Here is a 23,499-nt window from a genome sequence, read left to right on the forward strand (position 1 = left end):
TCGCACATCCTCGCCTAGGGAGTGATTCGAATGCGAGAGATCATTTTCGATACGGAAACGACCGGCCTCGATCCGCGGGAAGACCGGATCATTGAGCTCGGCTGCGTGGAACTGTCGAACCGCTTCCCGACCGGCCGCACGATGCACGTCTTCATCAATCCTGAAGGCCGATCCGTGAGCCCGGAAGCGCAGGCCATTCACGGCATTTCGGATGCTGACCTGGCCGACAAGCCGGTCTTCGCCGACATTCTCCAGGAGTTTCTGGATTTCATCGACGGGGCAAAACTGGTCGCCCACAATGCCAATTTCGATATCGGCTTCATCAACGCGGAGCTGGAGAGGCTCGGCCAGCCCTACATCGACCCGTCACGGGTAGTGGATACGCTGGCTATCGCCCGCCGGAAGCACCCGATGGGACCGAATTCGCTCGATGCGCTCTGTCGGCGCTACGGCATCGATAACTCGCACCGCACGAAGCATGGCGCGCTTCTCGACGCGGAGCTTCTGGCCGAGATCTATATCGAGCTGGTTGGCGGTCGGCAGGCCACCTTCGGTCTCGAGGTCGCATCCCAGGGTGAGGCCGGAATGCTGCGCGAGGGCAGCACACCGGTTTCCCTGCCGCCGCGCCCGCGTCCGCTGCCCTCAAGGCTCAGTGAAGCCGAGCGCCAGGCGCATGAGGCGCTCGTGTCACAGATGGGCGAAAACGCTCTTTGGCTGAATTTGAAGCGCCTCGCAGACTCCGACGCCAGGGCGCAAACCGCCTGACGCTATCTGCTCTGACTTTTGGAAAACCGCATTCGCAGTTCAGGAAACCTGCACTTTCCTGCGGGCTTCTTCTTCCGCAAGGCGCTGCTGGAACATGCGCGCAAAGTCGATCGGGTCGATCATCAAGGGCGGGAAGCCGCCGTTGCGCGTGGCATCAGCGACGATCTGCCGCGCGAAGGGGAAGAGAAGGCGTGGGCACTCGATGAAGAGCAGGGGCAGCATGTGCTCCTGCGGAAAGCCCTGAATCCGGAAGACGCCGCCATAGACGAGCTCCACGTTGAACATCACGTTCTTGTCGACTTCCGCGCGTGCTGTCAGCGTCAGCACCACCTCGTATTCCGGGACGTTCAAGGGATTCGCGTTGACGTTGACATTGATGCTGATGGCGGGGGCCTTGTCGCGAACGCGCAGCGTCTGCGGGGCGCCGGGATTTTCGAAAGACAGGTCCTTGATGTACTGCGTCAGCACGGTGAGACTGGGCTGCTGCTTCTGCTGCGTGGTGTCGCCGGCCTTCGGCGCTTCGGCCGCCTGATTGTCCTTCTCGGTTTCACCGGGTTTCTTCGCCATCGCTTTCAATCCTTGCAATTACGCCTGACCGCGCCGCGGCCTCAACCGAGCGTTCGCTAGCACGGTTACGGCCGCCGATACAAGGTTGGAGCGAGCTTAGTTGTCGTCCTTCGGCTGCCAGGGAGATGAGCCGGAGCTGGCGGTGTAATCCTGAGCGTCGAGGTCGATGGTTCTCGTCTGCCTGTACTCGTAATGATAGCCGCGCCTCGTTTCCGTGCCGCCGACGATGACGATGCGGTTCTTCACGAAGGCCCAGACGGCGTCTCTGACCACGGGAATGAAGAGCAGCAGGCCGAGCAGATCGGTCACTAAACCCGGCGTCAGAAGCAGAACGCCGGCGGCCAGCACCATGACGCCATGGACGAGCTCGCGGCCGGGCAGGCGGCCCTCATCGAGCGTGCGCCGCATTTGCATGACGATGCCAAACCCCTGCAAACGCAGGAGAATGGCGCCTGCGACGGTCGTTGCCAGCACAAGCCCGATGGTCGCAAGCACGCCGATCTTCTGCCCGACCATCACAAAAACGGCGATTTCGACCAATGGAATGGCCAGCAGAAGGAATGGGATTAGGGCAAAGGGCACGTTTGGTCTAACCTCTCATTTGGGTTTGGGCCTTAAGCTTGGCCGAAAACCGGGACATAGGCATGTATGCCGACCATTTGAATGATCGCCTCGTGAGTTCTATATGGGCAATAATCGCGGCGGCGCCATATCTTGGGCCTTGGCGGGCGCAACACGACAGAGCGGCTTTGGCGGACACCATGGAATTCTTTGATTTCGGCACGATTTTCTTCCTGGTCGCGGCAGTCGTGATCTTCATCCAGTTGCGCAACGTGCTCGGCCGCCGCACCGGGAACGAGCGCCCGCCCTTCGATCCTTATACAGCAGCGCGCACGCGCGCTGCCGAAGCCGGCAGGGAGGGGAAAACCGATACCGTCGTCTCGCTGCCGCGCCACGCCAAGGCGGCCAGCGGCGACAGCGAACAGAAATATACGGCCATCGATGCGGTGGCGCCCGTCGGCAGCGAACTCAACAAGGGGCTGCGCGCCATCAAGGACGCCGATCCTTCCTTCGACCCCGACGCCTTCGTGGAAGGTGCCAAGCTCGCTTACGAGATGATCGTCATGGCCTATGCGGACGGTGACCGACGCACGCTCAAGAACCTGCTTTCGCGCGAGGTCTATGAAGGGTTCGTCGCGGCGATCGACGAGCGCGAGAAACGCTCCGAGAAGATCGAGTCCTCCTTCGTCGGCATCGACAAGGCCACCATCGTGGCCGCCGAAATGAAGGGGCACGAGGCTCATGTCACGCTTCGGATCGTCAGCGAGCTGATCTCGGCCACGCGCGACGGTGCAGGTACCATCATCGACGGCGACCCGGAAACGGTCGCCGAGGTGAAGGACGTGTGGACATTCGCGCGCGACACCCGTTCCCGCGATCCCAACTGGAAGCTGGTCGCAACCGAAGCAGAGGAGTAAGCCCGTTTGCGAAGGCGACCGGGCAGGGGTGGCGCGGAATTGCCGGGTCTTTCAGGGCTGTCAGCCCTTGTTTCCTTTGATGCGATACCGGGGTGGAATGAGGACGAAGGCGTCGAACAGGCATTTGCAGCCTTCGCCCGGTCGGCCCGAGAGGCTCAAAAGCGGCCCTATAAGACCGGCTCTCTGGGCGTTTCTTTTGAATCCTTTGCAGAGTCCTTCGTCCAGGCGCTGAGCGTTACCCGAAGACCCGGCAAAGCCGAGGCACGTGCGTTCTTCGAGCGGTATTTCGTTCCTTTCCGGTTTCGCCCCGAATCAGGGGCTGCCGGTTTCATGACCGGCTATTACGAGCCCGAGGCGCCAGCATCTTACCGCCGCACCGAACGGTTTCCTGTGCCGCTCTACCGCCCGCCGGACGATCTGGTGAAGGTCGACGGGGGAAATCGGCCCGAGGGTTGGGATCCCTCCATTACCTTCGCGCGAATGCAGGACGGCGATCTTGTTCCCTATCACGACCGCGAGGCGATCGAGCGGGGCGCGCTGACAGGCCGCGACCTGGAGCTTTGCTGGCTTGCGGACCGTGTAGATGCGTTCTTCATCCATGTGCAGGGCGCGGCGCGGCTGAAGATGACCGATGGCGAGTCGATGCGCGTCACCTACGCCGCCAAGTCCGGCCACCCTTTTACGGCTATCGGACGCGTGCTGGCGAACCTCGGCGAGATCCCGCTCGAGCAGGTCACGATGCAGACGATACGGTCATGGCTGCGTGATCATCCGGAACGCCGCGACGAAATCCTCTGGAAGAACCGCTCCTACATCTTTTTCCGTGAGACGCCGTTCGGAGACCCAGAGCTCGGGCCCGTAGCCGCGGCCAAGGTGCAGCTTCAACCCGGGCGCTCGATCGCGGTGGACCGTTTGCTTCACACCTTTGCTACCCCGTTTTTCATCGCCGCCCCCGAGCTTCGCCATGTAGATGGCAGGCCCTTCCGCCGGCTGATGATCGCGCAGGACACCGGTTCGGCCATCACGGGCCCGGCACGCGGCGATCTTTTCATCGGCACCGGGCATGAAGCGGGCGAGATTGCAGGAACGATCCGTCATGCAGCGGATGTCTATGTGCTGGTGCCACGGCGGCTCGTGGAGGAACGAGACGCATGAAGCGGGCAGGCGGGGAACATTTGACGGCGGAGGACCGGATTCTCTGGAGCCGTGTTGCGCGCACGGCAACCCCGCTTCCGGGCAAGGCGCTTCTGGAGATGGAGGAGGATGCCGCTGCCCTTTCAGCTCTCCCGCCGCGGGAGACGCGCACGCCCGACAGGCAACCGCGCGGGCAGGAGAAGACCGCCGCCGGGCACATCCATCATCGGCCGCACCGGCTGGATGCACAGACCCGCGAGAAGCTGGCGCGCGGCCGCCTCGACATTGCCGGCCGGGTGGATCTCCATGGCCTGACGCAGAGCGAGGCCCACACCTTGCTCCTGTCATTCCTCGGGCGGGCTTTCATGACCGGTAGACGCTATGTGCTGGTGATCACCGGCAAAGGATCGACCGGCGGCGAGGGAGTGCTGCGCCGGGCCGTTCCTCAGTGGTTTGCCGCGCCGCCTTTTTCGGCCATCGTGGGCGCCTACGGGGAGGCCGCGCGCCACCATGGCGGGGCCGGCGCCCTTTATGTGCGGCTGCGCCGCAGGCGGGACGGCAGATGACTCCCTTTGCCGCAAAGGTGCGGGCGCTCCGGCGGGCGCGCGGCGTGTCGCAGAAGGAGATGGCGGCTGCCCTCGGTGTCAGCCCTGCCTATCTGTCGGCGCTGGAGCATGGCCGGCGCAGTCCGCCCAACTGGGCGATGGTCCAGAAGATCATCGGCTATTTCAACGTCATCTGGGACGAAGCGGACGAAATGCAGCGGCTGGCCGAGCTGTCGCATCCGCGCGTGGTGGTGGACACCGCCGGGCTTCCCGCGACGGCCACCGCGCTCGCCAATCTGCTGGCCCGGAACATTGCCGAGCTAGAGGAGGGGGACCTCGAACGGCTTTACGCTGCGCTGCTTGATATTTTGGAAGAGAAGCGGAAAAAGACCGAGAGCGGCGGATAGTGCTGCCTTAAGGTGCCGGTTTCCTTGCGGAAGACGCTGCGGCCAGCACTTACGATTCGGCGGCGAGCGCCTCGAGTTCCTCAAGCTTGTCGTTCACCAACCAGCCGTAATAGTTCTCTTCCGGCCATTTCAGGGCGCGACCATGCTTGCGCCGCAGCCGGTTCTCCGCTGCCAGCCTCGCCGCGCGTGTCTCGGGATTGCCCAGATTGTAGAGCGTGGCCGTGATGCCCGGATTCTTGCTGATGTCGAAGCCCGCGATCCGCGCATAGGCGTCGATGGACTTCTTCAGCGTCGCCGCGATGTAGGCGAGCGTGGTGTCGGGGTCCATGATCGCCCGGTACACCCCCTGCGGGTCGGTGTGGTTGATCTTCGCAAGCCCAGTCACCTCGTGGACCATATCCGTCATCTGCAGGGCGGTCAGCGGATTCAGCTGCCCGATCCCGAATGTCTGCCCGGCGAAGAAGGGCTGGAAGAAAACCGCGCTGAAACGGTCTTCGGGAAAGCGCTTGCCGCCGACTGTCCTGCCGCGGAAGACCTCATCCCACACATTCTCACGACAGCTCCACAGCGCGTAGCTGTCTTTCTCGCCGGCACAGGCGGCGAATTCCGGGCGCTGGAGAAACTCGTCGATCGTCTCCCCGCCGTAGGAGAAAGTGAAACTGCTCCTGAAATAGGAGACCGCTTTCACATAGTAGGTCTGGAGCTGGTCGTACGCATCCACATTGTAGGTATGCTCGCCGACGATGGCCCCGATGATGTGGATCGGCTCGATCCCGAAAGCCGCGGCCGCGTTGCGAATCTTGGACCTGAGCGTGGCATCGTTCCTGAGAAGCTCGTAGATGCGGCGGTATTTGGTGGCGTAAGTGGTCTGGAGCGCGGCCGTGCGCCGGGCCGAGGCGCCGGGGATGGGTGGCTGCTCGACGTTGCGGTTGCCCGGAGGAACAAGCTCCACCGCCTCGACGGGTGCCGCCGCCAGGTACAAAAACAGGATCAAGCCGCCTAGGATGCCCCGCAAGAATGACCACCGAACGCTGAATCGCTTAACGGCGGCAACCTAGAAAATGCAGCGGGGCAAGTCGAGGACGTTTTTCCCTGCCCGCAAGCTCTCCCTCCGGCCCGTGTCGTACGGGTCACAGAATGTAGCGCGACAGATCCGTGTTCCTGGCGAGGTCGCCGACATGCTCGTCCACATAGGCCGCATCGATCACGACACGCGAGCCGGAACGGTCGGGCGCGTTGAAGGAGATGTCGTCCAGCACCCGCTCCATTACGGTCTGCAGCCGCCGAGCGCCGATGTTCTCGACATTGGCATTGAGATCGACGGCGATTGCGGCGAGGCGGTCTATGGCGTCGTCGGTGAATTCGAGCTCCACCCCTTCCGTCGCCATCAGCGCCACATATTGCTTGATGAGGCTCGCCTCCGTCTCGGTGAGGATGCGCCGGAAATCCTCCTTCTCAAGCGCGCGCAGCTCCACGCGAATGGGCAGTCGGCCCTGAAGCTCGGGCAGGAGGTCGGAAGGCTTCGATACATGGAAGGCGCCCGAGGCGATGAACAGGATGTGATCCGTCTTCACCGGTCCGTATTTGGTCGCCACCGTCGTGCCTTCAACGAGCGGAAGGAGGTCCCGCTGCACACCCTCGCGCGAAACACCCGCGCCCAGGCCACCCTCGCGCGCGGCAATCTTGTCGATCTCGTCGAGAAAGACGATGCCGTCATTCTCCGCAGCAGCCAGCGCACGGCGGACTACCTCGTCCTGATCGAGCAGCTTGTCGGATTCGTCATCGATCAGGAGCTTGTAGGAATCGCGAACGGTGGTCTTGATGGTCTTGGTGCGCCCGCCGCCCATCGCCTTCTGCAGCATGTCGTTAATGTTCAGCACGCCGATATTAGCGCCGGGAAGGCCGGGAATCTCGAAGCTGCCAAGGCCGCTGCTCGTATCGGCCACCTGGATCTCGATCTCCTTGTCGTCAAGCTCCCCGTTCCTGAGCTTCTGGCGGAAACTGTCGCGCGTGGCTGGACTTGCGGTGCGGCCCACAAGTGCCTCCAGCACGCGCTCCTCAGCGTTCATGTGCGCGCGCGCCTTAACGCTCTCGCGCATCTTCTCGCGCGTGAGCCCGATGGAAACCTCCACGAGATCGCGCACGATCTGCTCCACGTCGCGGCCGACATAGCCCACTTCGGTAAACTTGGTGGCCTCCACCTTGATGAAGGGGGCGCCGGCGAGCTTAGCGAGCCTGCGCGAAATCTCAGTCTTGCCCACGCCGGTCGGGCCAATCATCAGAATGTTCTTCGGCATCACCTCCTCGCGCAGACCCGGCTCGAGCTGCTGCCGGCGCCAGCGGTTGCGAAGCGCGATAGCCACCGCACGCTTTGCCTCCCTCTGGCCGATGATGTAGCGGTCGAGCTCGGAAACGATCTCGCGCGGGGAAAAATTGGTCATCTCGTCGTCTCTCGTGCGCTTGATTTGAATTGCATGATGAGGCTGTCGCCCGTGCGGCCAACCAGATGCGGCACCTGCCGGAAGCCCGCCTTGGTGTAGGCGCGCACGGCGCGCAGATTGGCCGGGTCCGGGTCGATGATGATGCTTTCGTGGCCATCCGCGACCAGCTTCTCCGCGAAGGCCTTCAGCGCCCTGGAGCCGATGCCCTGCGACAGCTTTGCGGGATCGCCGATGGAAAGATCCACGCCCACCGTATCGGCCGGGAGTTCCCTGAGCCAAGGAGTCTTTTCAAGCCATGATTCATTCTGGTGATGGCCCACATACCAGTACTGAATGTAGCCCACCGGCTCACCTTCGAGCACGATGAGGAACGGCCTCGACGTATCCCGCCCCTCGATCATGTCGCGAATCATGGCGAGCTCCTCTTCCGGCTCGCCCCACCATTCCCTCATATGGGGCGCGTGCAGCCAACGGTCGAGCAGGGGCAGGTGCCTGTGCTCCACGGGCTCGAACCGGATCAAGGCGGCGTCAGCCTTCTTCATCCAGCGATTCCAGGATGATGTTATCGTTGGTGTAGACGCAAATGCTTGCGGCAATCTCCATCGCCCTGCGAGCGATCTCCTCCGCGCTCTTGTCCGTATCCATCAGAGCGCGGGCCGCCGCCAGCGCATAATTGCCGCCGGAGCCGATTGCCATCACGCCCCCTTCCGGCTCCAGCACGTCGCCGGTACCGGTGAGCGCCAGCGTCACGTGGCGATCGGCAACCAGCATCATCGCCTCCAACCGGCGCAGATAGCGGTCCATCCGCCAGTCCTTGGCAAGCTCCACCGAGGCGCGCATGAGCTGGCCGGGATACTGTTCCAGCTTCTTCTCGAGGCGTTCCAGCAGCGTGAAGGCATCGGCCGTCGCGCCCGCAAAGCCGGCAATGACATCACCCTTGCCGATGCGCCGGACCTTGCGCGCATTGCCTTTCATCACCGTCTGACCGAGGCTCACCTGGCCGTCACCGGCAATGACCACCTTCCCTCCCTTGCGGACGGTGACGATGGTGGTGCCGTGCATGATAAGATTGTCGCTCATAAGCCTGCTCCAGCTGCGCGCTGCGGGCGCATTCCGAGCGCTTATGTAAGCCGCCGCCGGAAGAATGCAAACGGTCCGCCCGTTAGCATCGTGCGCCGCTGGCAATCGCGTTTCACATGCACTAAAAGGCAGGCTTCTTTTCGCATTGAGGGATGAGCCATGGCTGCCACGAACCAGCGCCGGGCCGAGATCAGCCGCAGCACGAACGAGACCAAGATCGCCGTGACCGTCGATCTCGACGGCGAGGGCCGCTTTGAGATCGCGACGGGGGTTGGCTTCTTCGACCATATGCTGGAACAGCTTTCCCGCCACTCACTGATCGACATGACGGTCAAGGCCGAAGGCGACCTTCACATTGACGATCACCACACCGTAGAGGATTGCGGCATCGCCATCGGCCAGGCCATCGCCCGTGCGCTCGGCGAGCGGCGCGGCATCGTGCGCTACGCCTCGCTCGACCTTGCCATGGACGAGGCGCTGACGCGTGCAGCGGTGGACGTTTCGGGCCGGCCGTTTCTCGTCTGGCAGGTCAACTTCCCGTCCCCGAAGATCGGCACCTTCGATACGGAACTCGTGCGCGAGTTCTTCAACGCGCTGGCGCAGAATGCGGGCATTACGCTGCATGTGGTCAACCACTACGGTGCCAATTCACACCATATCGCCGAAACCTGCTTCAAGGCGGTGGCGCGGGTGCTGCGCGCGGCCCTCGCGCCTGATCCGCGCCAGCCGGACGCCGTGCCGTCCACCAAGGGTACGCTGAGCGGTTGACCTCGATGACGAGCTATCTGGTCATGGAGCCGCCACGGGCTGGGCCGGTCAAGGCCGAGGAAGCGCTGATCATACGCGACGGATTTTCGCTTACGGCCTTCCTCTTTCCTTTGATCTGGTTCCTGTGGCACCGCATGTGGCTCGAGGCGCTCGCCTTCCTGGCGCTCGTTCTCGTGATCGGAGCGGTCGGAAGCTTCACGGAAGGAGATATCTTCACGCCGATCGTGTCAGTGCTTCTCGCGATTCTGATCGGGCTTGAGGCGCCGGCGCTTCGTGCAGCCGCGCTGCGCCGCCGGGGCTGGACCGATTGGGGTGTGGTCGAGGGCGCCAATCACGCCGAAGCCGAATTGCGTTATGCCGCCGAGGCGGGCGAGGAGGCACCGGCCGCGCAGCCATCAGCTGTCCCGCCCGCTTTTAGCGCAGGGAGGCCGGTCTCTCCGGGGAGTATGAGAACGCGGGGTCTCGCCTTCGGCCTGATCGACTATCCGCGGAGGGGCTGATGCGCGTCGCTATCATCGACTACGGCTCTGGCAATCTGCGCTCCGCCACGAGGGCGTTCGAGCGGGCAGCGGCGGAGGCTGGGATTTCCGCTGAGATCGATCTGACGGACGATCCCGAACGAGTCCGCACTGCGGACCGCATCGTGCTTCCCGGGGTCGGCGCCTATGCGGACTGCCGCGCCGGTCTCGATGTCGTTCCGGGCCTCACCGAGGCTATCGAGGAGGCGGCCATCTGCAAGGGGCGTCCCTTCTTCGGCATCTGCGTGGGAATGCAGCTCATGTCCGAGCGCGGGCTCGAAAAGACGGTGACCAGGGGTTTCGGCTGGATCAAGGGGGATGTGAAGGAGGTCACGCCCAACGATCCCGCGCTCAAAATTCCGCAGATTGGGTGGAACACGATTCACGTGAAACATTCTCACCCGCTGTTTGAGGGCATTCCCACCGGGCCGGACGGGCTGCACGCCTATTTCGTGCATTCCTACCATCTCGATGCCACGCGCGAGGAGGATGTGTTGGCCACTGCAGACTATGGCGGTGAGATCACCGCCGCCGTTGCGCGCGGCAATCTCGCTGGCACGCAGTTCCATCCGGAAAAGAGCCAGACGCTGGGCCTGGCTCTGATCGCCAATTTTCTGAGGTGGAAGCCATGATCCTCTTCCCGGCCATCGATCTAAAGGACGGGGAATGCGTGCGGCTGAAGCTCGGCGAGATGAGCGAGGCCACCGTCTACAATCCCGATCCGGCCGCGCAGGCCAGGGCCTTCGAGGAGCAGGGCTTTGAATGGCTGCACGTGGTGGATCTCAACGGCGCTTTTGCCGGCGAGAGTCGCAATGGCGAAGCGGTCGAGGCAATTCTGAAGGCCACGAAGAACCCGGTTCAGCTTGGCGGCGGCATCCGGTCGATGAAGCAGATCGAAGCCTGGCTGGACAAGGGACTCGCGCGCGTGATCCTGGGTACGGCGGCGGTGCGCGACCCCGTGCTGGTGCGCGAGGCGTGCGCCGCATTTCCGGGCAGGATCGCCGTCGGAGTCGATGCGCGCGGCGGCAAGGTCGCGGTGGAAGGCTGGGCGGAAATCTCCGACCTCACGGCCATCGAACTGGCGCGACGCTTCGAGGGAGCAGGCGTGGCGGCGATCATCTATACGGATATCGATCGCGATGGCGTTCTTACCGGCATCAACTGGGAGGCAACGATTGCGCTTGCGGATGCCGTGTCGATCCCCGTCATCGCCTCCGGCGGGCTTGCCTCGATGGCCGATATCGAACGCATGACGCAGTCCGACGCGGCAAAGCTCGAAGGAGCGATCTCCGGACGGGCGCTCTATGACGGCCGCATCGATCCGAAAGAGGCACTTGCCCTCCTGCGCAAGGCTCGTGCGGGCCAGGGTGCATAAAGCACCCATGATAACGAGAGAGCTGTGTACAGAGCGACTGAGCGCCTGACGCGCTCGGCGGCGCGAACCCACGGCACTTACCGCGTCTGTGCCTCCACAGCATCGTTTGTTCAGTCTGAGCGGCCATGGCCGGAAACCGGCCACGGTATTTGACGATCCGCGCCCGGCGTCCTCCTCGCAGGGCGCTCTTCAGGCGCGCGCTGATTACAAATTGATCGCTCGCCCCTCCTTGATGCTCCTTTCAGCCGCGAGCACGATGCGCAGGCTGTTGACGGCGGCTTCCATGGATTCGGACAAATCCAGATCTTCGCGGATGGCGCGCAGGAAGAATTCCTGCTCGCGGTTGCAGAGCTCCTGGTGATCGGGCTCGTCCTTCATGTTCAGGATCTCGTCCTTGCGGACAAAATTCTTGTTCTCGTCCACCTCCGCATAGTGGATCTTGATGGCGTCCGTCTTGGTGTGCTGGTCGATATCCGCCGAATCGGAAAGCTCGTCCGTCGCGCGGTCGCTCCTTTCCTGCTGCCCCGCAACGATGGAGACGGCGCCCTTGGGCCCCACCACATCCTTCACGAAGTAGGCGATCTCGCTCATCATCGGGCCCCAGCCGGCCTCGTACCAGCCGACGGACCCGTCATCGAAGGTGACATGCAGGTGGCCGTAATTCTGCTGCGCGGCCTCGGCCCAGAGCTTTGCTCCGATGCCGTGCACGCGAACAGGCTTCGCACCCGTGAGCTGGCACATCACATCCACATAATGCACGCCACAATCGACGATGGGGATGAGCGAATCGATTAGGTTCTTGTGCCAATGCCAGGCCGGGCCGCTCGATTGCTGGTTCAGGTTGAGGCGCATGACCAGCGGTTTGCCGAGCGTGCGGCCCACCTCGATGAATTTCATCCAGGACGGATGCACGCGCAGGATATAGCCGAGCACCAGCTTGCGGTTCTCTGCCCGCGCGGCTGCCACCACTTTTTCCGCATCCTCGATATTGGTGGCGAGCGGTTTTTCCATGAACACATGGCAGCCCGCCTCGATCGCCTTCAGCGCATATTCGGCGTGCGTGTTGGGCCATGTGTTGATGGAGACGGCATCCGGCTTCGTCTCGGCCAGCGCCTCTTCAAAATTCTCGAAGCGCGGATAGCCCGAAATCGGTTCGGGCAGTTCGTGGCTCTTGATCGTGCGGCTCATAAGGCCTACGATCTCGAACCCGTCGAGCTTGTGATAGGCCTTGGCGTGCGAAACGCCCATATTGCCCAGACCCACCACGAGTATCTTAACCTTGTCGGGCACTTTTCCCTCCCTGCAATTACAAGCTTCGCATCAGGCGGGAGGCGCGCTGCACCGCCCGCCACGCAAGGTCATCCGGTCCCGGCCGCAATCACACGGCGTTGTCGAACATGTGCGCCTGGATGTTTTCCACGTCGATCGCGGCGAACTCCTCAGACAGCTGGTAAGCTTCCGCGTCGGCCTTGACCTTCTCATGGTCGAAGTCGTTGGCGGCCGCGATCAGCTCGTTGGTGCAGACATCCTCCGCCTTCACCGGCTTGGTGATCTGCCCGATGGCGTGGATCTGATCGAAGAAGGCCTGCCAGCTTGACATGTCGTGCCAGCCCCAGCCCTCTCGATTCTCCATATCCCCGCGGAAGACGTTGATCTGCTGCAGGATCGATGTTGTTCCGAGCTCGGGGCCGGTATTGCTGGCGAAGGTCGGGAACTGCTCATAGACCGCCTCGACTGCGGCGCGCGGGTTCAGATAGCCGAATTCGAGGCCCATGGCCCAGCCGCGCAGATACTTCTCCAGAAAAGCCTTGCGGTCGGGGTCCTCCAGATCCGCGCTGCGCACCACGAAGGTGTTGGCGGGCAGCGTGGAGTGCTGGACGCCGAGCCAGTACTCGAATTCGAGGCCGTTGGCGATCCATTCGGCGCGCAGGCCTTCCCAGGACAGCGCGGCATCGCCCTGGCCGGCGGCAAGCGCGGTGGCCCAGGTCGGCCAGCCCGCCTCCACGTAATTGACCTTGGTTATATCGACGCCTTGGGCTGCCAGCATCGGGTCCACGATCGACTGCCAGGCGGCGGAGCCCAAAAGGATGGTCTTGCCTTCGAGCTGCTTCAGGTCCCGCGTTCCCTCGCCCTTGCGGAAGGCGATGGAGAAGGTGTCGCGCGCGCCCATATGGAACACGGACTTGAGATTCATCCCGTTCTCGATGGCGAAGGAGAAGACGCCGGGCGAGGGGAAGCCCATGTCCGCTTGGCCGACATCGACGAACTTCACGGTTGCCGTGCCGTCGGAGGGCCCGGGCTGCATCTCGGTCTTGAGATCGCCGAAATAGCCCATCTTCAGTGCGGACCAGTAGGGATAATCGTCCAGCACCTCCAGCGTGCCGCGCGGCGAAATCCAGGTGAAGGTGTCGTAGGGCTCTGCGCGTGCCTGCAAGGCCGAGCCGCCCAGCGCGGTCGCCGTCACCAGGCCGCTGCCCGTCACCTGCAGGAAGTAGCGGCGGCTCATGCCGGATTGCAGCTTCGTCATCTTTGCTCTCCCATTCTCCACAACGCTTTGTTCCGTCATTCTTGTTTCATGCGGCCATGCCTGGCGGCACTCATGCCTCCCAACTTGCCCATTTCTTCCCGATGAGGAAGAACAGCATGTAGATCAGGATGCCGAGTATCGAGAGGATCAACACCACCGCGAAGAACTGCGGCATCTGGATCATTGAGGAATAGGTGGTCAGCCGGTTGCCGAGCCCGAAGCCGCCGCCCACCATCTCCGCGCCCACGGCCGTCAGCAGGCCAAAAATCGCGCCGATCATCAGGCCCACCAGGATCATGGGCAGCGCCATGGGAGCGCGAATCTTCCAGAAGATCTGCAGCGTGCTTGCGCCATAGGAACGGGCAAGCGCGATCTTGGCGCTATCCACCCGGCGGAAGCCGGTGGCCGCGTTGATCATCACCATCGGCCCGGCAGCCAGTGCCACTGCCACGATGCGCGGCTCGTAGCCGAAGCCCAGGCGCAGGATGAGAAGCGGCACAAGCGCCAGCATCGGCGTGGTCACCAGAAGCAGGATATAAGGGGCGATGATCTTTTCGAGAAACGGGACCTGCGTGATCACCGCCGCCATTACGAGGCCGATGCTCGCGCCGATGGCGAAGCCCGCCAAAAGCTCCACCAGCGTGTGGCCGAGATGCGGCGCGATGTGCGGGAACTCCGTGATGAGCGCCATGAAGATTGTGCTCGGAGGCGGCAACACATAATGCGGCACCTGAAAGAACCGCAGCAGGAACTCGGCCCCGCCTATTATGAGCACGGCAACGGCGGCAATGGCCGCCACCTCCCACAAGGAACGGACGCCCGGCCCTGAGGTGAGGGCCGACATGTTGGTGAGGCTGACATCCGCGCCATCGGCGGCGCTTCGCTTTGGGAATTCGGGGATTGCGTCCGTCCCTGACACCGTCGCGACCTCAGCTTGCGTGTTGCACTTCGCGGACCGTCTCCCCCGCACGCTTGCGCGAGCCGACGATCTCCCTCTTTATGGCGTTGGTGAGGTCGAAGACCTCTTTGGTGGCCATGATCTCCAGCGAGCGCGGTCGGGGGAACGGCACCTCGTACTCCGCCTGGACCCGGCCCGGCCGGGGCGACAGGACCACGACCCGGTCGGACAGGAAGATCGCTTCCTCTATGCTGTGGGTGATGAAGACGATCGTGGTGGGTGTATCGAGCCAGATTTCCTCTACCAGCCGGTTCATCTCCTCGCGGGTGAAGCTGTCGAGCGCGCCAAAAGGCTCGTCCATCAGAAGCACGGAGGGCTTCAGGGAAAGCGCGCGGACAATCGAGGCGCGCTGCTGCATGCCGCCTGAAAGCTCGCGCGGGTATTTGCCGCCGAAGCCTCCAAGGCCCACGCGATGGAGCAGATGGTCTATCCACTCGTTGTCGGGTGTCTGCCCCTTGATCTCGAAAGGAAAGCGGATATTGGCGTCAAGGTCCCGCCAGGGCAGGAGATTGGCTTCCTGAAACACGAGCCCGATGTCGGGATGCGGTCCCGTGAGCGCCTGCCCGTCGAGCAGGATTTCGCCCTGCGTCAGGCTGTGCAGGCCGGACATTGACCACAGCAGCGTGGTCTTGCCGCAGCCCGAGGGACCGACGACGGAGACGATCTCGTTTCTGCCGATCTCGAGATTGCAGCGGTCGAGGGCGAGAAGATCGCCCGACGCGGTGCGGTAGACCTTTGTTGCCGAACGGACAGCCAGCTTTACAGGCTTGGCATCGACTGCGTTCATCTACCCCTCGAAGGTCACGGTGATCTGCGTCACCTTGTCGTACCGGGGCAGTCTGTGACTTTCCTACTATCCTGTCAAGGCGGCGCTTGGGGGATGGTCTTCGCCCTGCCCGTGACAGGACTGAAGCCCTTGCGTTTCCTGATTGCAGCCCCGCCTTGCAAAGCGTGTTGGTTTCTTACATAGTCATCAATCGCGGGCATGGCGGCTGACCGTCGCGGCGCCAGCGCGCGAAGCCCATGCGGCGAGCTGGAGGGGATCGGCATGACGGGTGCCCGCGCAAATGCCGGGTCAGGGCCGGAGGAGACAGGAGCGGACGCTCCGCCCGTGGCTGCGCCCCGGCGCATTCCGGACATCATCTCCCAGATCAAGGATTTCTATCGCGATCTGCGCCCTTCCGAGCGGCGGGTGGCCGATGTGGTGCTCGAGGATGTGAAATTCGCGGTCGATGCGTCCAACGCCGCGCTTGCAAACCGCGCCAATGTGAGCGAGCCGACCGTAACGCGCTTCTGCCGGGCCATCGGGTGCGAGGGGGTGCGCGACTTCAAGCTGAAGCTCGCCCAGAGCCTCGTCGTCGGCGCTCTCTACCTTTCCATTCCCCGCGAGTCTCTCCAGCGCGAGGACAGCGGCCTGCCCTGCTGGAAAGCGGTTTTCGACGAAGCGCGCCGCGCGATCGACGAGGCGGAACATCAGATCGACCCTCAGCAGGTGCAGCAGGCGGCAAGCCTCATCGCGCAGGCCCGCCAAATCACCGTCTTCGGACTTGGTGGCAGTTCCTCCGCGCTGGCGCAGGAAACCCAGTACCGCCTGTTCCGCTATGGGCTCGCCGTCAGCGCGCACAGTGACCCGTATCTCATGCGTATGACGGCCTCCACCCTTGGCAAGGACGATGTGGTGATCGCGATTTCCGCCACGGGCCGCACGCCCGAAGTCATCGAGGCGGTGGAGCTTGCCCGGCACTATCGCGCGAAGGCCATCTGCATCACCGCGCCGGACACCAATCTGGCGCGCGCCTGCGATGTCGCCCTGTCGGTGGCGATCCCCGAATATCCGGACACGCTGAAGCCCACGGCCTCGCGCTTTGCCTTCCTGGCAGTGATAGACCTTCTGTCCTCAGCCGCCGCCTACAAGCTCGATACGCATGCGCGCGAAACGCTCAGGCGCATAAAGTACAATGTGCTGAGCCACCGCGGCGGGAAGGAACTGGAGCCACTCGGCGACTGAACTGTGAGCAGAGGCAAAGAAAGAAGGGGAATCCATGCTCGACAGATCACCCACCCAGCAGGCGGCCATCTGGCTTCACAGCTTCTCCGAGGCTCTGGAAAGCGGGAATGTGGCGGCAGTAAGCGCGCTGTTTCTTGAAGAGTGCTACTGGCGCGACCTTCTGACCTTCACCTGGAACATCAAGACGATGGAGGGGCGCAGCGCCATCGAGGCGATGCTCTCGGCCACGCTTGCCCGCACGAAACCTTCCGACTGGCAGATCGCGGGCGAGGCGACAAGGGACGGCGATACGGTCGAAGCCTGGTTCACCTTCGAGACGGCCGTGGCGCGCGGCGAAGGCATCCTGCGGCTAACGGACGGGCGCTGCCGCACGATTCTCACTGCCATGCGCGAGCTAAAGGGCCATGAGGAAAAACGGGGCCGCCGCAGGGCGCTCGGCGTGCGGCATGAAGCCGATCCGAACCGCGAAACCTGGCTGGAGGCGCGCCGGCGCGAGGAAGCCTCGCTCGGCTACAGCAAGCAGCCCTATTGCGTCATCATCGGCGGGGGGCAGGGCGGCATCGCGCTCGGCGCGAGGCTGAAGCAGCTTGGCGTTCCCACCATCATCCTGGAGAAGAACGCGAGGGCGGGCGATTCCTGGCGCAAGCGATACCGTTCCCTCGTGCTGCACGATCCCGTGTGGTACGACCACATGCCCTACATCCCCTTTCCCGACAACTGGCCAGTCTTTACGCCCAAGGACAAGATGGGCGACTGGCTGGAAATGTATGCAAAGGTGATGGAGCTCAACTACTGGCCCTCCAGCCGATGCCGCCGCGCCTCCTATGACTCGGAACGCAAGGAATGGACGGTGGAGGTCGACCGGGGTGACGAGAGCGTGGTGCTAAAGCCCCGGCATCTCGTCTTCGCCACCGGCGCCTATGGCCCGCCGCGCGAAATCGAGCTGGCGGGCACTGAGGATTTTGCCGGCGAAATCCTGCATTCGAGCCGCTACAGCGACGGAACGCGCTTCAAGGGCAAGAACTGCGTCGTGGTCGGTGCCGCAAGCTCGGCCCATGACGTTGCCGTCGATCTGTGGGAGAGTGGTGCCAAGGTGACGATGGTGCAGCGCTCGCCCACCACCGTCGTCCAATCCGGCACGCTGATGGAGCTTGCCTTCGACATCTATTCGGAAGCGGCCATCGAACGGGGCATCACCACCGAGATCGCGGACATGAAGGTGGCCTCGATGCCCTTCGCCCTTCTGCCGGAGACGCAGAAGCCGCTCTATGACAGGATCCGCGCGCGGGACGCTGATTTCTACGAGAAACTCGCGCAGGCCGGCTTCGCGCTTGATTTCGGTCCTGATGAGACCGGCCTCATGATGAAGGCCTATCGCACGGGTTCCGGCTATTACATCAATGTCGGCGCCTCCGATCTCATTATCAAGGGCGAGATTGCGGTCAAAAGCGGCACCGAGATCGAGAGGCTTACCCGCAACACGATCAAGTTCCGCGACGGAAGCGAGATTCCGGCCGATGCCGTCATTGCGTGCACGGGTTATCATTCCATGCATGAAACGGTGGCCGAGATCGTCTCGCGCGAAGTGGCGGACCGGGTTGGTCCATGCTGGGGCCTTGGTTCGGGAACGCCCGGTGATCCCGGCCCTTGGCAGGGCGAGCTGCGCAATATGTGGAAGCCCACCGCACAGGAAGCGCTCTGGTTCCACGGCGGCAACCTCGCCCTTTCGCGCTTCTATTCGAAATTCGTTGCGCTGCAGCTCAAGGCGCGGATGGAAGGCATCGAAACGCCGGTCTATTAACCGGTATTGGGCCGGCTAAGCGGACCGGCCTTAATCGAGCTTGAGCTTGCCGCGCAGTTTCTTGGTTGATGAACGCTCCGCCTTTTCCTTGAGCCGCTTTTCGACCGCCGCGCGCGACGGCTTGGTCTTCTTGCGCGGCCGGGGCGGAGGCTCTGATGCCCGGCGCAGAAGCTCGGTGAGCCGGGCGCGGGCGTCGGCGCGGTTCTGTTCCTGCGTGCGATAGCGGGCCGCCTCGATGATGATGTGCCCGTCCTTGGTGGCGCGGCTGCCGGCAAGCTTCAGCGCGCGCTCGCGGACGCGCTCGGGCAGGTGGCGCGCATGGGCGGCGTCAAAGCGAAGCTGCACCGCCGTCGCCACCTTGTTCACATTCTGGCCGCCCGGGCCGGAGGCGCGGATGAACTGCTCCTCCAGCTCGTCCTCCTCGACGAAAATGCCCGGGCGGATGTCGAGACCGCCGCTGCTCATGCGGCATCTCCCCGAATGCGCGGCTTCCTTTTTGCCCTTCTATGTTCAACTTCGGTTCGATGCCAAGGAGGAAATGGCGCTTAACGCAAAGGGTTGTCGTTCGCTAAAGCCACACAATGTGAGCCATATGCATGAAAAGAGCGGGCGAACAATGTTCGCCCCGCTCCTGTGCGCTGATGCTGATCCTACTCCGCCGCCTGGCGGAGCTGCGGAGAAGCGTTCAGCACATCGGCTTCGACATGGGCTTCGAACTTCGCGAAGTTCTCGACAAACATGCCCACGAGGCGGCTCGCCTGGGCGTCATAGGCGGCCCGGTCGGCCCAGGTGGCGCGCGGATCGAGGATGGCCGCGTCAATGCCGGGCACATTCACCGGAACGGCGAAGCCGAAATTCGGGTCCGTGCGGAACTGTGCCTCGCGCAGCGAGCCGTCGAGGGCGGCTGCGAGCAGCCCGCGCGTCACCCTGATCGGCATGCGGTGGCCGACGCCATAGGCGCCGCCCGTCCAGCCCGTGTTGACGAGCCAGCAATCCACATTGTGCCGGGCGATGAGATCCCGCAGGAAATTGCCGTAGACGGAGGGGTGGCGCGGCATGAAAGGCGCGCCGAAGCAGGTGGAGAAGGTGGCTTCGGGCTCGACCACGCCCTTTTCCGTCCCCGCCACCTTCGCCGTGTAGCCCGAAAGGAAATGATACATCGCCTGCGCCGGTGTGAGCTTGGCGATCGGCGGCATGACGCCGAAGGCGTCCGCCGTCAGCATGATGATGTTTTTCGGTTGGCCAGCGCGACCGGTCTTGCTGGCATTGGGGATGAAGTGCAGCGGGTAGGCGCAGCGCGTGTTCTCCGTCCGGCTGCCGTCGTGGAAGTCCGGCACACGATTTTCATCGAGCACCACATTTTCGAGCACCGTGCCGAAACGCTCGGTGGCGGCGTAGATTTCCGGCTCGGCCTCGCGGCTGAGCTTGATGGTCTTCGCATAGCAGCCGCCTTCGAAATTGAAGATGCCGTGCGGTCCCCAGCCATGCTCGTCGTCACCGATGAGCGTGCGCGAGGCGTCGGCCGAAAGCGTGGTCTTGCCCGTGCCCGAAAGGCCGAAGAAGAGTGCCACGTCACCTTGAGCCCCCGCATTGGCCGAGCAGTGCATGGGCATGACACCGCGGGCGGGCAGCAGGTAGTTAAGAACGGTGAAGACCGATTTCTTCATCTCGCCCGCGTAGGACGTGCCGCCGATGAGCACGATCATGCGTGTGAGATCGATGGCGATCACCGTCTCGCTGCGGCAGCCGTGGCGTGCCGGATCCGCCCGGAAGGAGGGCAGATCGATGATCGTCATGCGCGGCTCGAAAGTCGCCAGCGCTTCGCGCGACGGCCGGATGAGGAGATTGCGGATGAAGAGCGAATGCCAGGCATATTCGGTAACGACGCGCACTGACAGCGCATGGTCGGGATCGGCGCCGCCCACGAGATCCTGCACGAAGAGGTCTCGCCCTTTCACGTGGTGCAGAAAGTCGGCGAGCAGGCGGTCGAACGCCTCCCGCGCCATGGCCTTGTTGTTGTCCCACCAGATCGTGCCTTCGGTCTCGGCGTCGCGAACGATGAATTTGTCCTTGGGCGAACGGCCCGTATGCTGGCCCGTCTCGGCGGTCAGCGCCCCGTGAGCCGAAAGCTGCGCCTCGCCGCGCCGGACCGCCTCCTCGTAAAGCTGCGGTTCGAGCAGGTTAAAATAGACGGTCCCCGCAGTCTGCACGCCGATCTTATCGATGCCAATTGCGGGATTGCGGAGGCCGGACTCGTTCATGGGATCACTTTTCGACTCGCGTTGATGGAAAACGGCGGAAGGCCGGATGAGCACGGCCGCATAGAGCGTCCGTAGCCTGTCTGAAGCAGAAAAACCAAGTGATTTCAAATCATTAATCGATTTAAAAAATTTAAGCGCCGGCTAAATCGTTTAAATGATAGAGGGTCGGCGTACGGCGGTGCCGACGTTCTGATTGCAAGAAGAAGAAGCGACAATCCCGCGTTGCGTGAAACCGTCGCACCGGGCCGGTGCTGGTGACTTGATCGGGAGAATGTGCCACATTTTGTACCCAATTTGTCCTGCTACTGCGCGCAACGCTTGCTGCAGGAAGGGACGTCTGCCGATGATGAGGGAGCCTCCAGACATGGCGACAATCGCGCTTGTTGATGACGACCGCAATATTCTGACGTCCGTCTCAATCGCGCTGGAATCCGAAGGCTACCGCGTGGAGACTTACACGGACGGGGCATCGGCGCTGGAAGGATTGACCGCGAGGCCCCCGAATCTGGCCATTCTCGACATCAAGATGCCGCGCATGGACGGCATGGAGCTTTTGCGCCGGCTGCGCCAGAAGAGCGACGTTCCGGTGATCTTCCTGACGTCGAAGGACGATGAGATCGACGAACTCTTCGGTCTCAAGATGGGCGCGGACGATTTCGTGAGAAAACCGTTTTCTCAGCGGTTGTTGGTGGAGCGTGTGCGCGCCGTGCTGCGCCGGGCGAGCAGCCGCGACAGCGGCGCGAAGGCGGCGGACAAGCAATCGCGCTCGCTGGAACGCGGCCATCTGGTGATGGACCAGGAACGCCACACCTGCACCTGGAAAGGCGAGCCGGTGACTCTGACCGTCACCGAGTTTCTGATCTTGCATGCGCTGGCGCAGCGCCCCGGCGTGGTGAAAAGCCGTGACGCGCTGATGGATTCGGCTTATGACGAACAGGTCTATGTCGACGACCGGACGATCGACAGCCACATCAAGCGGCTGCGCAAGAAGTTCAAGGCGGTCGACCCCGAGTTCGACATGATCGAGACCCTCTATGGAGTCGGCTATCGGTTCCGCGAGGTGTAGCGAATTGGCTGAATGGTCATAGAGGCACAAGAAAAGCGCATATCCTCGTTCCAGGGCGGGTCCGCGCGAGCGGCCGGCGCTTCCCGGCTGCTCGGACGGTTGGCCGTTCCCGTCCGCCGCGTGCTCGGGCACTACATGTTCTCCAGCCTGACGCGGCGCATCCTCATTCTAAACTTCGCCGCCATCAGCGTGCTCGTGATCGGCGTCCTCTATATCAACCAGTTCCGTGACGCGCTTATCGACGCGCAGATCGAGAGTCTCAGGACGCAGGGGCAGATCATCGCGGGCGCCATCGCCGCCTCCGCGACGGTGGAGACCGACTCCATCATGATCGATCCGGAGAAGCTTCTGGAGCTGCAGGCGGGCGAGAGCCTGCCGCCACGCACCGATCAGCTGGAAAGCCTGCGCTTTCCCATCAATCCCGAGATCGTCGCCCCGCTGCTCAGGCGCCTGATCACGCCCGGCAAGACGCGTGCGCGCATCTACGACCGCGACGCCAACCTGCTGCTCGACTCGCGCCATCTTTATTCGCGCGGGCAGGTGCTGCGATACGACCTGCCGACCATCGGCGATGAGAAAGAGAGCTTTTTCGAACAGCTTAAGAAGCGCTTAACGGCGTTCTTCCAGAGCAGCGATTTGCCAATCGACAAGGAGCAGCCGGGCGGCAGCGGCCTTGCCTACGAAGAAGTCATGACCGCCCTGAACGACGGCAGGACCGAGGTGGCGCGCCGGCGCAGTGAGCAGGGCGAGTACATCATCTCCGTGGCCGTTCCCATCCAGCGTTTCCGCGCCGTTCTTGGTGCGCTGCAGCTTTCCACCCAAGGCGATATCGACCGCATCATCGCCGAGGAGCGGCTGGCGATCCTGCGCGTCTTCGGCGTTGCCGCGGCTGTCACGGCCGTTCTGTCGCTTCTGCTTGCCTCCACAATCGCAAATCCGCTGCGGCGGCTGGCGGCGGCGGCCATCCGCGTGCGCCGGGGCGTGCGCACGCGCGAGGAGATTCCCGACTTTTCGCACCGCCAGGACGAGATCGGCAATCTTTCCATCGCGCTGCGCGACATGACCAAAGCGCTCTACGCGCGCATCGACGCCATCGAAAGCTTTGCCGCTGATGTCGCGCATGAGCTGAAAAATCCGCTCACCTCCCTGGGCAGCGCCGTGGAGACACTGCCGCTTGCGAAGGATCAGAAGTCGCGCGACCGGCTGATGGAGGTGATCCAGCACGACGTGCGCCGGCTAGACCGGCTGATTACCGACATTTCGGATGCCTCACGCCTCGATGCGGAGTTCGTGCGGGAAGACGCCGAGCCGGTCGATCTGAAGAAGCTCGTGGGCGACATCGTAGCCGCTGCGCGCGACCTGGGCAGCAGAAAGAAGGTCAATATCGAGTTTGTTACTGAGGGCAAGCCAGACCAGAACTTCATCGTTCAGGGCCATGACCTGAGGCTTGGTCAGGTCCTCACCAACCTGATCGAGAATGCACGTTCCTTCGTGCCGGAAGGGGAGGGGCACATAAAACTGACGCTGTCGCGGTCCGGCCTCCGCATTCTGCTCACCGTGGACGATAACGGCCCCGGCATCCGCGCTGACGATATCGAGCGGATCTTCGAACGGTTCTATACGGACCGGCCTGCTGGCGAAGCGTTCGGCCAGAACTCCGGGCTGGGCCTGTCGATCAGCCGGCAGATCGTCGAGGCCCATGGCGGTACGCTGACGGCGGAGAACATTCCCGGCACCAAGCCCGGCGAGGTGCGGGGCGCTCGCTTCGTCATCTCGCTCCCGGCGGAAGGATGATGGTCC

25 protein-coding genes are annotated in these 23,499 nt (G+C 63.1%); 13 read left to right on the forward strand and 12 right to left on the reverse strand.

Translation table 11 applies throughout. From position 1 onward, the window contains the following. Positions 1 to 30: 30 nt before the first annotated feature. Entirely contained in the window at positions 31 to 765 is a 735-nt protein-coding gene (dnaQ, locus tag NYR54_RS02355; RefSeq protein WP_261513825.1) for a DNA polymerase III subunit epsilon, read from the forward strand. Positions 766 to 804: 39 nt separating this feature from the next. Here dnaQ and secB read toward each other — a convergent pair whose 3' ends face one another. Continuing rightward, the gene (gene secB, locus NYR54_RS02360; RefSeq protein ID WP_261513826.1) at positions 805 to 1,332 is read right to left on the reverse strand and encodes a protein-export chaperone SecB; all 528 of its coding nucleotides are present in this window, start codon (positions 1,330 to 1,332) and stop codon (positions 805 to 807) included. Between the two features lie 96 nt (positions 1,333 to 1,428). After that, positions 1,429 to 1,914: an FxsA family protein gene (locus NYR54_RS02365; RefSeq protein WP_261513827.1), complete on the reverse strand. Its 486-nt coding sequence runs from the start codon at positions 1,912 to 1,914 to the stop codon at positions 1,429 to 1,431. A gap of 179 nt (positions 1,915 to 2,093) precedes the next feature. Between NYR54_RS02365 and NYR54_RS02370 the strand changes: the two genes are divergently transcribed. The 4 genes from NYR54_RS02370 to NYR54_RS02385 all read left to right on the forward strand — a co-directional run bounded on the left by NYR54_RS02370 (position 2,094) and on the right by NYR54_RS02385 (position 4,896). Continuing rightward, complete coding sequence (locus NYR54_RS02370) at positions 2,094 to 2,810, forward strand: Tim44/TimA family putative adaptor protein (RefSeq protein WP_261513828.1); 717 nt, start codon at positions 2,094 to 2,096, stop codon at positions 2,808 to 2,810. 330 nt (positions 2,811 to 3,140) lie between these two features. Next, a complete protein-coding gene (gene mltA / locus NYR54_RS02375; protein ID WP_341484275.1) occupies positions 3,141 to 3,965 on the forward strand; it encodes a murein transglycosylase A in 825 nt (274 codons plus the stop codon). Then, positions 3,962 to 4,510, forward strand: coding sequence for a Smr/MutS family protein (locus NYR54_RS02380; RefSeq protein WP_261513830.1), 549 nt, complete (start codon positions 3,962 to 3,964; stop codon positions 4,508 to 4,510). The genes mltA and NYR54_RS02380 overlap by 4 nt, the downstream gene beginning before the upstream one ends. Continuing rightward, positions 4,507 to 4,896, forward strand: coding sequence for a helix-turn-helix domain-containing protein (locus tag NYR54_RS02385; protein ID WP_261513831.1), 390 nt, complete (start codon positions 4,507 to 4,509; stop codon positions 4,894 to 4,896). The genes NYR54_RS02380 and NYR54_RS02385 overlap by 4 nt, the downstream gene beginning before the upstream one ends. Positions 4,897 to 4,945: 49 nt before the next feature. On the opposite strand, the gene NYR54_RS02390 is transcribed toward NYR54_RS02385, so the two are convergent. The 4 genes from NYR54_RS02390 to hslV form a co-directional block, all read right to left on the reverse strand. Next, positions 4,946 to 5,911 (reverse strand): DUF1402 family protein, encoded by a 966-nt coding sequence (locus NYR54_RS02390; RefSeq protein WP_261513832.1) that lies wholly within the window; start codon positions 5,909 to 5,911, stop codon positions 4,946 to 4,948. A 115-nt stretch (positions 5,912 to 6,026) separates the two neighbouring features. Further along, positions 6,027 to 7,337, reverse strand: a complete 1,311-nt coding sequence (gene hslU / locus NYR54_RS02395) for an ATP-dependent protease ATPase subunit HslU (RefSeq protein ID WP_261513833.1) — start codon at positions 7,335 to 7,337, stop codon at positions 6,027 to 6,029. Next, positions 7,334 to 7,879, reverse strand: coding sequence for a GNAT family N-acetyltransferase (locus tag NYR54_RS02400; RefSeq protein WP_261513835.1), 546 nt, complete (start codon positions 7,877 to 7,879; stop codon positions 7,334 to 7,336). Before NYR54_RS02400 ends, hslU begins: the two co-directional genes overlap by 4 nt. Continuing rightward, positions 7,866 to 8,417, reverse strand: a complete 552-nt coding sequence (gene hslV, locus NYR54_RS02405) for an ATP-dependent protease subunit HslV (RefSeq protein ID WP_261513837.1) — start codon at positions 8,415 to 8,417, stop codon at positions 7,866 to 7,868. The genes NYR54_RS02400 and hslV overlap by 14 nt, the downstream gene beginning before the upstream one ends. Positions 8,418 to 8,576: 159 nt before the next feature. Between hslV and hisB the strand changes: the two genes are divergently transcribed. From hisB to hisA, 4 genes are read left to right on the forward strand one after another with little or no spacing between them, the layout of a single operon-like run. Then, on the forward strand, positions 8,577 to 9,185 hold the full coding sequence (gene hisB / locus NYR54_RS02410) for an imidazoleglycerol-phosphate dehydratase HisB (RefSeq protein ID WP_261513838.1): 609 nt from the start codon (positions 8,577 to 8,579) through the stop codon (positions 9,183 to 9,185). 5 nt (positions 9,186 to 9,190) lie between these two features. Then, positions 9,191 to 9,685 carry a DUF2628 domain-containing protein gene (locus tag NYR54_RS02415; protein ID WP_261513839.1) on the forward strand — a complete coding sequence of 165 codons (495 nt, stop codon included), beginning with the start codon at positions 9,191 to 9,193 and terminating at the stop codon, positions 9,683 to 9,685. Beyond that, entirely contained in the window at positions 9,685 to 10,335 is a 651-nt protein-coding gene (gene hisH / locus NYR54_RS02420) for an imidazole glycerol phosphate synthase subunit HisH (RefSeq protein ID WP_261513841.1), read from the forward strand. Before NYR54_RS02415 ends, hisH begins: the two co-directional genes overlap by 1 nt. After that, positions 10,332 to 11,078: a 1-(5-phosphoribosyl)-5-[(5-phosphoribosylamino)methylideneamino]imidazole-4-carboxamide isomerase gene (hisA, locus tag NYR54_RS02425; RefSeq protein ID WP_261513842.1), complete on the forward strand. Its 747-nt coding sequence runs from the start codon at positions 10,332 to 10,334 to the stop codon at positions 11,076 to 11,078. Before hisH ends, hisA begins: the two co-directional genes overlap by 4 nt. Before the next feature lie 204 nt (positions 11,079 to 11,282). Here the strand turns inward: hisA and NYR54_RS02430 are convergent, their stop codons facing one another. The 4 genes from NYR54_RS02430 to NYR54_RS02445 all read right to left on the reverse strand — a co-directional run bounded on the left by NYR54_RS02430 (position 11,283) and on the right by NYR54_RS02445 (position 15,350). After that, entirely contained in the window at positions 11,283 to 12,368 is a 1,086-nt protein-coding gene (locus NYR54_RS02430; protein ID WP_261513843.1) for a Gfo/Idh/MocA family protein, read from the reverse strand. Between the two features lie 88 nt (positions 12,369 to 12,456). Next, positions 12,457 to 13,605: an ABC transporter substrate-binding protein gene (locus tag NYR54_RS02435; RefSeq protein WP_261513845.1), complete on the reverse strand. Its 1,149-nt coding sequence runs from the start codon at positions 13,603 to 13,605 to the stop codon at positions 12,457 to 12,459. A gap of 70 nt (positions 13,606 to 13,675) precedes the next feature. Next, positions 13,676 to 14,524, reverse strand: coding sequence for an ABC transporter permease (locus tag NYR54_RS02440; RefSeq protein WP_261513847.1), 849 nt, complete (start codon positions 14,522 to 14,524; stop codon positions 13,676 to 13,678). Positions 14,525 to 14,534: 10 nt separating this feature from the next. Further along, positions 14,535 to 15,350 (reverse strand): ABC transporter ATP-binding protein, encoded by an 816-nt coding sequence (locus NYR54_RS02445; protein WP_261513849.1) that lies wholly within the window; start codon positions 15,348 to 15,350, stop codon positions 14,535 to 14,537. 261 nt (positions 15,351 to 15,611) lie between these two features. Here NYR54_RS02445 and NYR54_RS02450 point away from each other — a divergent pair, with 261 nt between their 5' ends. Beyond that, a complete protein-coding gene (locus NYR54_RS02450) occupies positions 15,612 to 16,571 on the forward strand; it encodes a MurR/RpiR family transcriptional regulator (protein WP_261513851.1) in 960 nt (319 codons plus the stop codon). Positions 16,572 to 16,605: 34 nt separating this feature from the next. Then, positions 16,606 to 18,372, forward strand: a complete 1,767-nt coding sequence (locus NYR54_RS02455; protein WP_261513852.1) for an NAD(P)/FAD-dependent oxidoreductase — start codon at positions 16,606 to 16,608, stop codon at positions 18,370 to 18,372. A 30-nt stretch (positions 18,373 to 18,402) separates the two neighbouring features. On the opposite strand, the gene arfB is transcribed toward NYR54_RS02455, so the two are convergent. Next, on the reverse strand, positions 18,403 to 18,837 hold the full coding sequence (gene arfB, locus NYR54_RS02460) for an alternative ribosome rescue aminoacyl-tRNA hydrolase ArfB (protein ID WP_261513853.1): 435 nt from the start codon (positions 18,835 to 18,837) through the stop codon (positions 18,403 to 18,405). A gap of 185 nt (positions 18,838 to 19,022) precedes the next feature. Next, positions 19,023 to 20,633: a phosphoenolpyruvate carboxykinase gene (locus NYR54_RS02465; protein ID WP_261513854.1), complete on the reverse strand. Its 1,611-nt coding sequence runs from the start codon at positions 20,631 to 20,633 to the stop codon at positions 19,023 to 19,025. 364 nt (positions 20,634 to 20,997) lie between these two features. Here NYR54_RS02465 and NYR54_RS02470 point away from each other — a divergent pair, with 364 nt between their 5' ends. Next, complete coding sequence (locus NYR54_RS02470) at positions 20,998 to 21,699, forward strand: response regulator transcription factor (protein WP_261513856.1); 702 nt, start codon at positions 20,998 to 21,000, stop codon at positions 21,697 to 21,699. A 12-nt stretch (positions 21,700 to 21,711) separates the two neighbouring features. Next, positions 21,712 to 23,493, forward strand: a complete 1,782-nt coding sequence (locus NYR54_RS02475; RefSeq protein WP_261513858.1) for a sensor histidine kinase — start codon at positions 21,712 to 21,714, stop codon at positions 23,491 to 23,493. Positions 23,494 to 23,499: the final 6 nt, after the last annotated feature.

The sequence above is a fragment of the Chelativorans petroleitrophicus genome (assembly GCF_025398195.1).
GTDB classification, from domain to species: Bacteria; Pseudomonadota; Alphaproteobacteria; order Rhizobiales; family Rhizobiaceae; genus Chelativorans; species Chelativorans petroleitrophicus.

Bases quoted from the DNA above. Each gene is read 5' to 3' on its own strand.
- dnaQ (WP_261513825.1), top strand. From the start codon at position 31: ATGCGAGAGATCATTTTCGATACGGAAACGACCGGCCTCGATCCGCGG.
- secB (WP_261513826.1), bottom strand. From the start codon at position 1,332: ATGGCGAAGAAACCCGGTGAAACCGAGAAGGACAATCAGGCGGCCGAA.
- NYR54_RS02370 (WP_261513828.1), top strand. From the start codon at position 2,094: ATGGAATTCTTTGATTTCGGCACGATTTTCTTCCTGGTCGCGGCAGTC.
- mltA (WP_341484275.1), top strand. From the start codon at position 3,141: ATGACCGGCTATTACGAGCCCGAGGCGCCAGCATCTTACCGCCGCACC.
- NYR54_RS02380 (WP_261513830.1), top strand. From the start codon at position 3,962: ATGAAGCGGGCAGGCGGGGAACATTTGACGGCGGAGGACCGGATTCTC.
- NYR54_RS02385 (WP_261513831.1), top strand. From the start codon at position 4,507: ATGACTCCCTTTGCCGCAAAGGTGCGGGCGCTCCGGCGGGCGCGCGGC.
- hslU (WP_261513833.1), bottom strand. From the start codon at position 7,337: ATGACCAATTTTTCCCCGCGCGAGATCGTTTCCGAGCTCGACCGCTAC.
- NYR54_RS02400 (WP_261513835.1), bottom strand. From the start codon at position 7,879: ATGAAGAAGGCTGACGCCGCCTTGATCCGGTTCGAGCCCGTGGAGCAC.
- hslV (WP_261513837.1), bottom strand. From the start codon at position 8,417: ATGAGCGACAATCTTATCATGCACGGCACCACCATCGTCACCGTCCGC.
- hisB (WP_261513838.1), top strand. From the start codon at position 8,577: ATGGCTGCCACGAACCAGCGCCGGGCCGAGATCAGCCGCAGCACGAAC.
- NYR54_RS02415 (WP_261513839.1), top strand. From the start codon at position 9,191: ATGACGAGCTATCTGGTCATGGAGCCGCCACGGGCTGGGCCGGTCAAG.
- hisH (WP_261513841.1), top strand. From the start codon at position 9,685: ATGCGCGTCGCTATCATCGACTACGGCTCTGGCAATCTGCGCTCCGCC.
- hisA (WP_261513842.1), top strand. From the start codon at position 10,332: ATGATCCTCTTCCCGGCCATCGATCTAAAGGACGGGGAATGCGTGCGG.
- NYR54_RS02435 (WP_261513845.1), bottom strand. From the start codon at position 13,605: ATGACGAAGCTGCAATCCGGCATGAGCCGCCGCTACTTCCTGCAGGTG.
- NYR54_RS02445 (WP_261513849.1), bottom strand. From the start codon at position 15,350: ATGAACGCAGTCGATGCCAAGCCTGTAAAGCTGGCTGTCCGTTCGGCA.
- NYR54_RS02450 (WP_261513851.1), top strand. From the start codon at position 15,612: ATGACGGGTGCCCGCGCAAATGCCGGGTCAGGGCCGGAGGAGACAGGA.
- NYR54_RS02455 (WP_261513852.1), top strand. From the start codon at position 16,606: ATGCTCGACAGATCACCCACCCAGCAGGCGGCCATCTGGCTTCACAGC.
- arfB (WP_261513853.1), bottom strand. From the start codon at position 18,837: ATGAGCAGCGGCGGTCTCGACATCCGCCCGGGCATTTTCGTCGAGGAG.
- NYR54_RS02465 (WP_261513854.1), bottom strand. From the start codon at position 20,633: ATGAACGAGTCCGGCCTCCGCAATCCCGCAATTGGCATCGATAAGATC.
- NYR54_RS02470 (WP_261513856.1), top strand. From the start codon at position 20,998: ATGGCGACAATCGCGCTTGTTGATGACGACCGCAATATTCTGACGTCC.
- NYR54_RS02475 (WP_261513858.1), top strand. From the start codon at position 21,712: ATGGTCATAGAGGCACAAGAAAAGCGCATATCCTCGTTCCAGGGCGGG.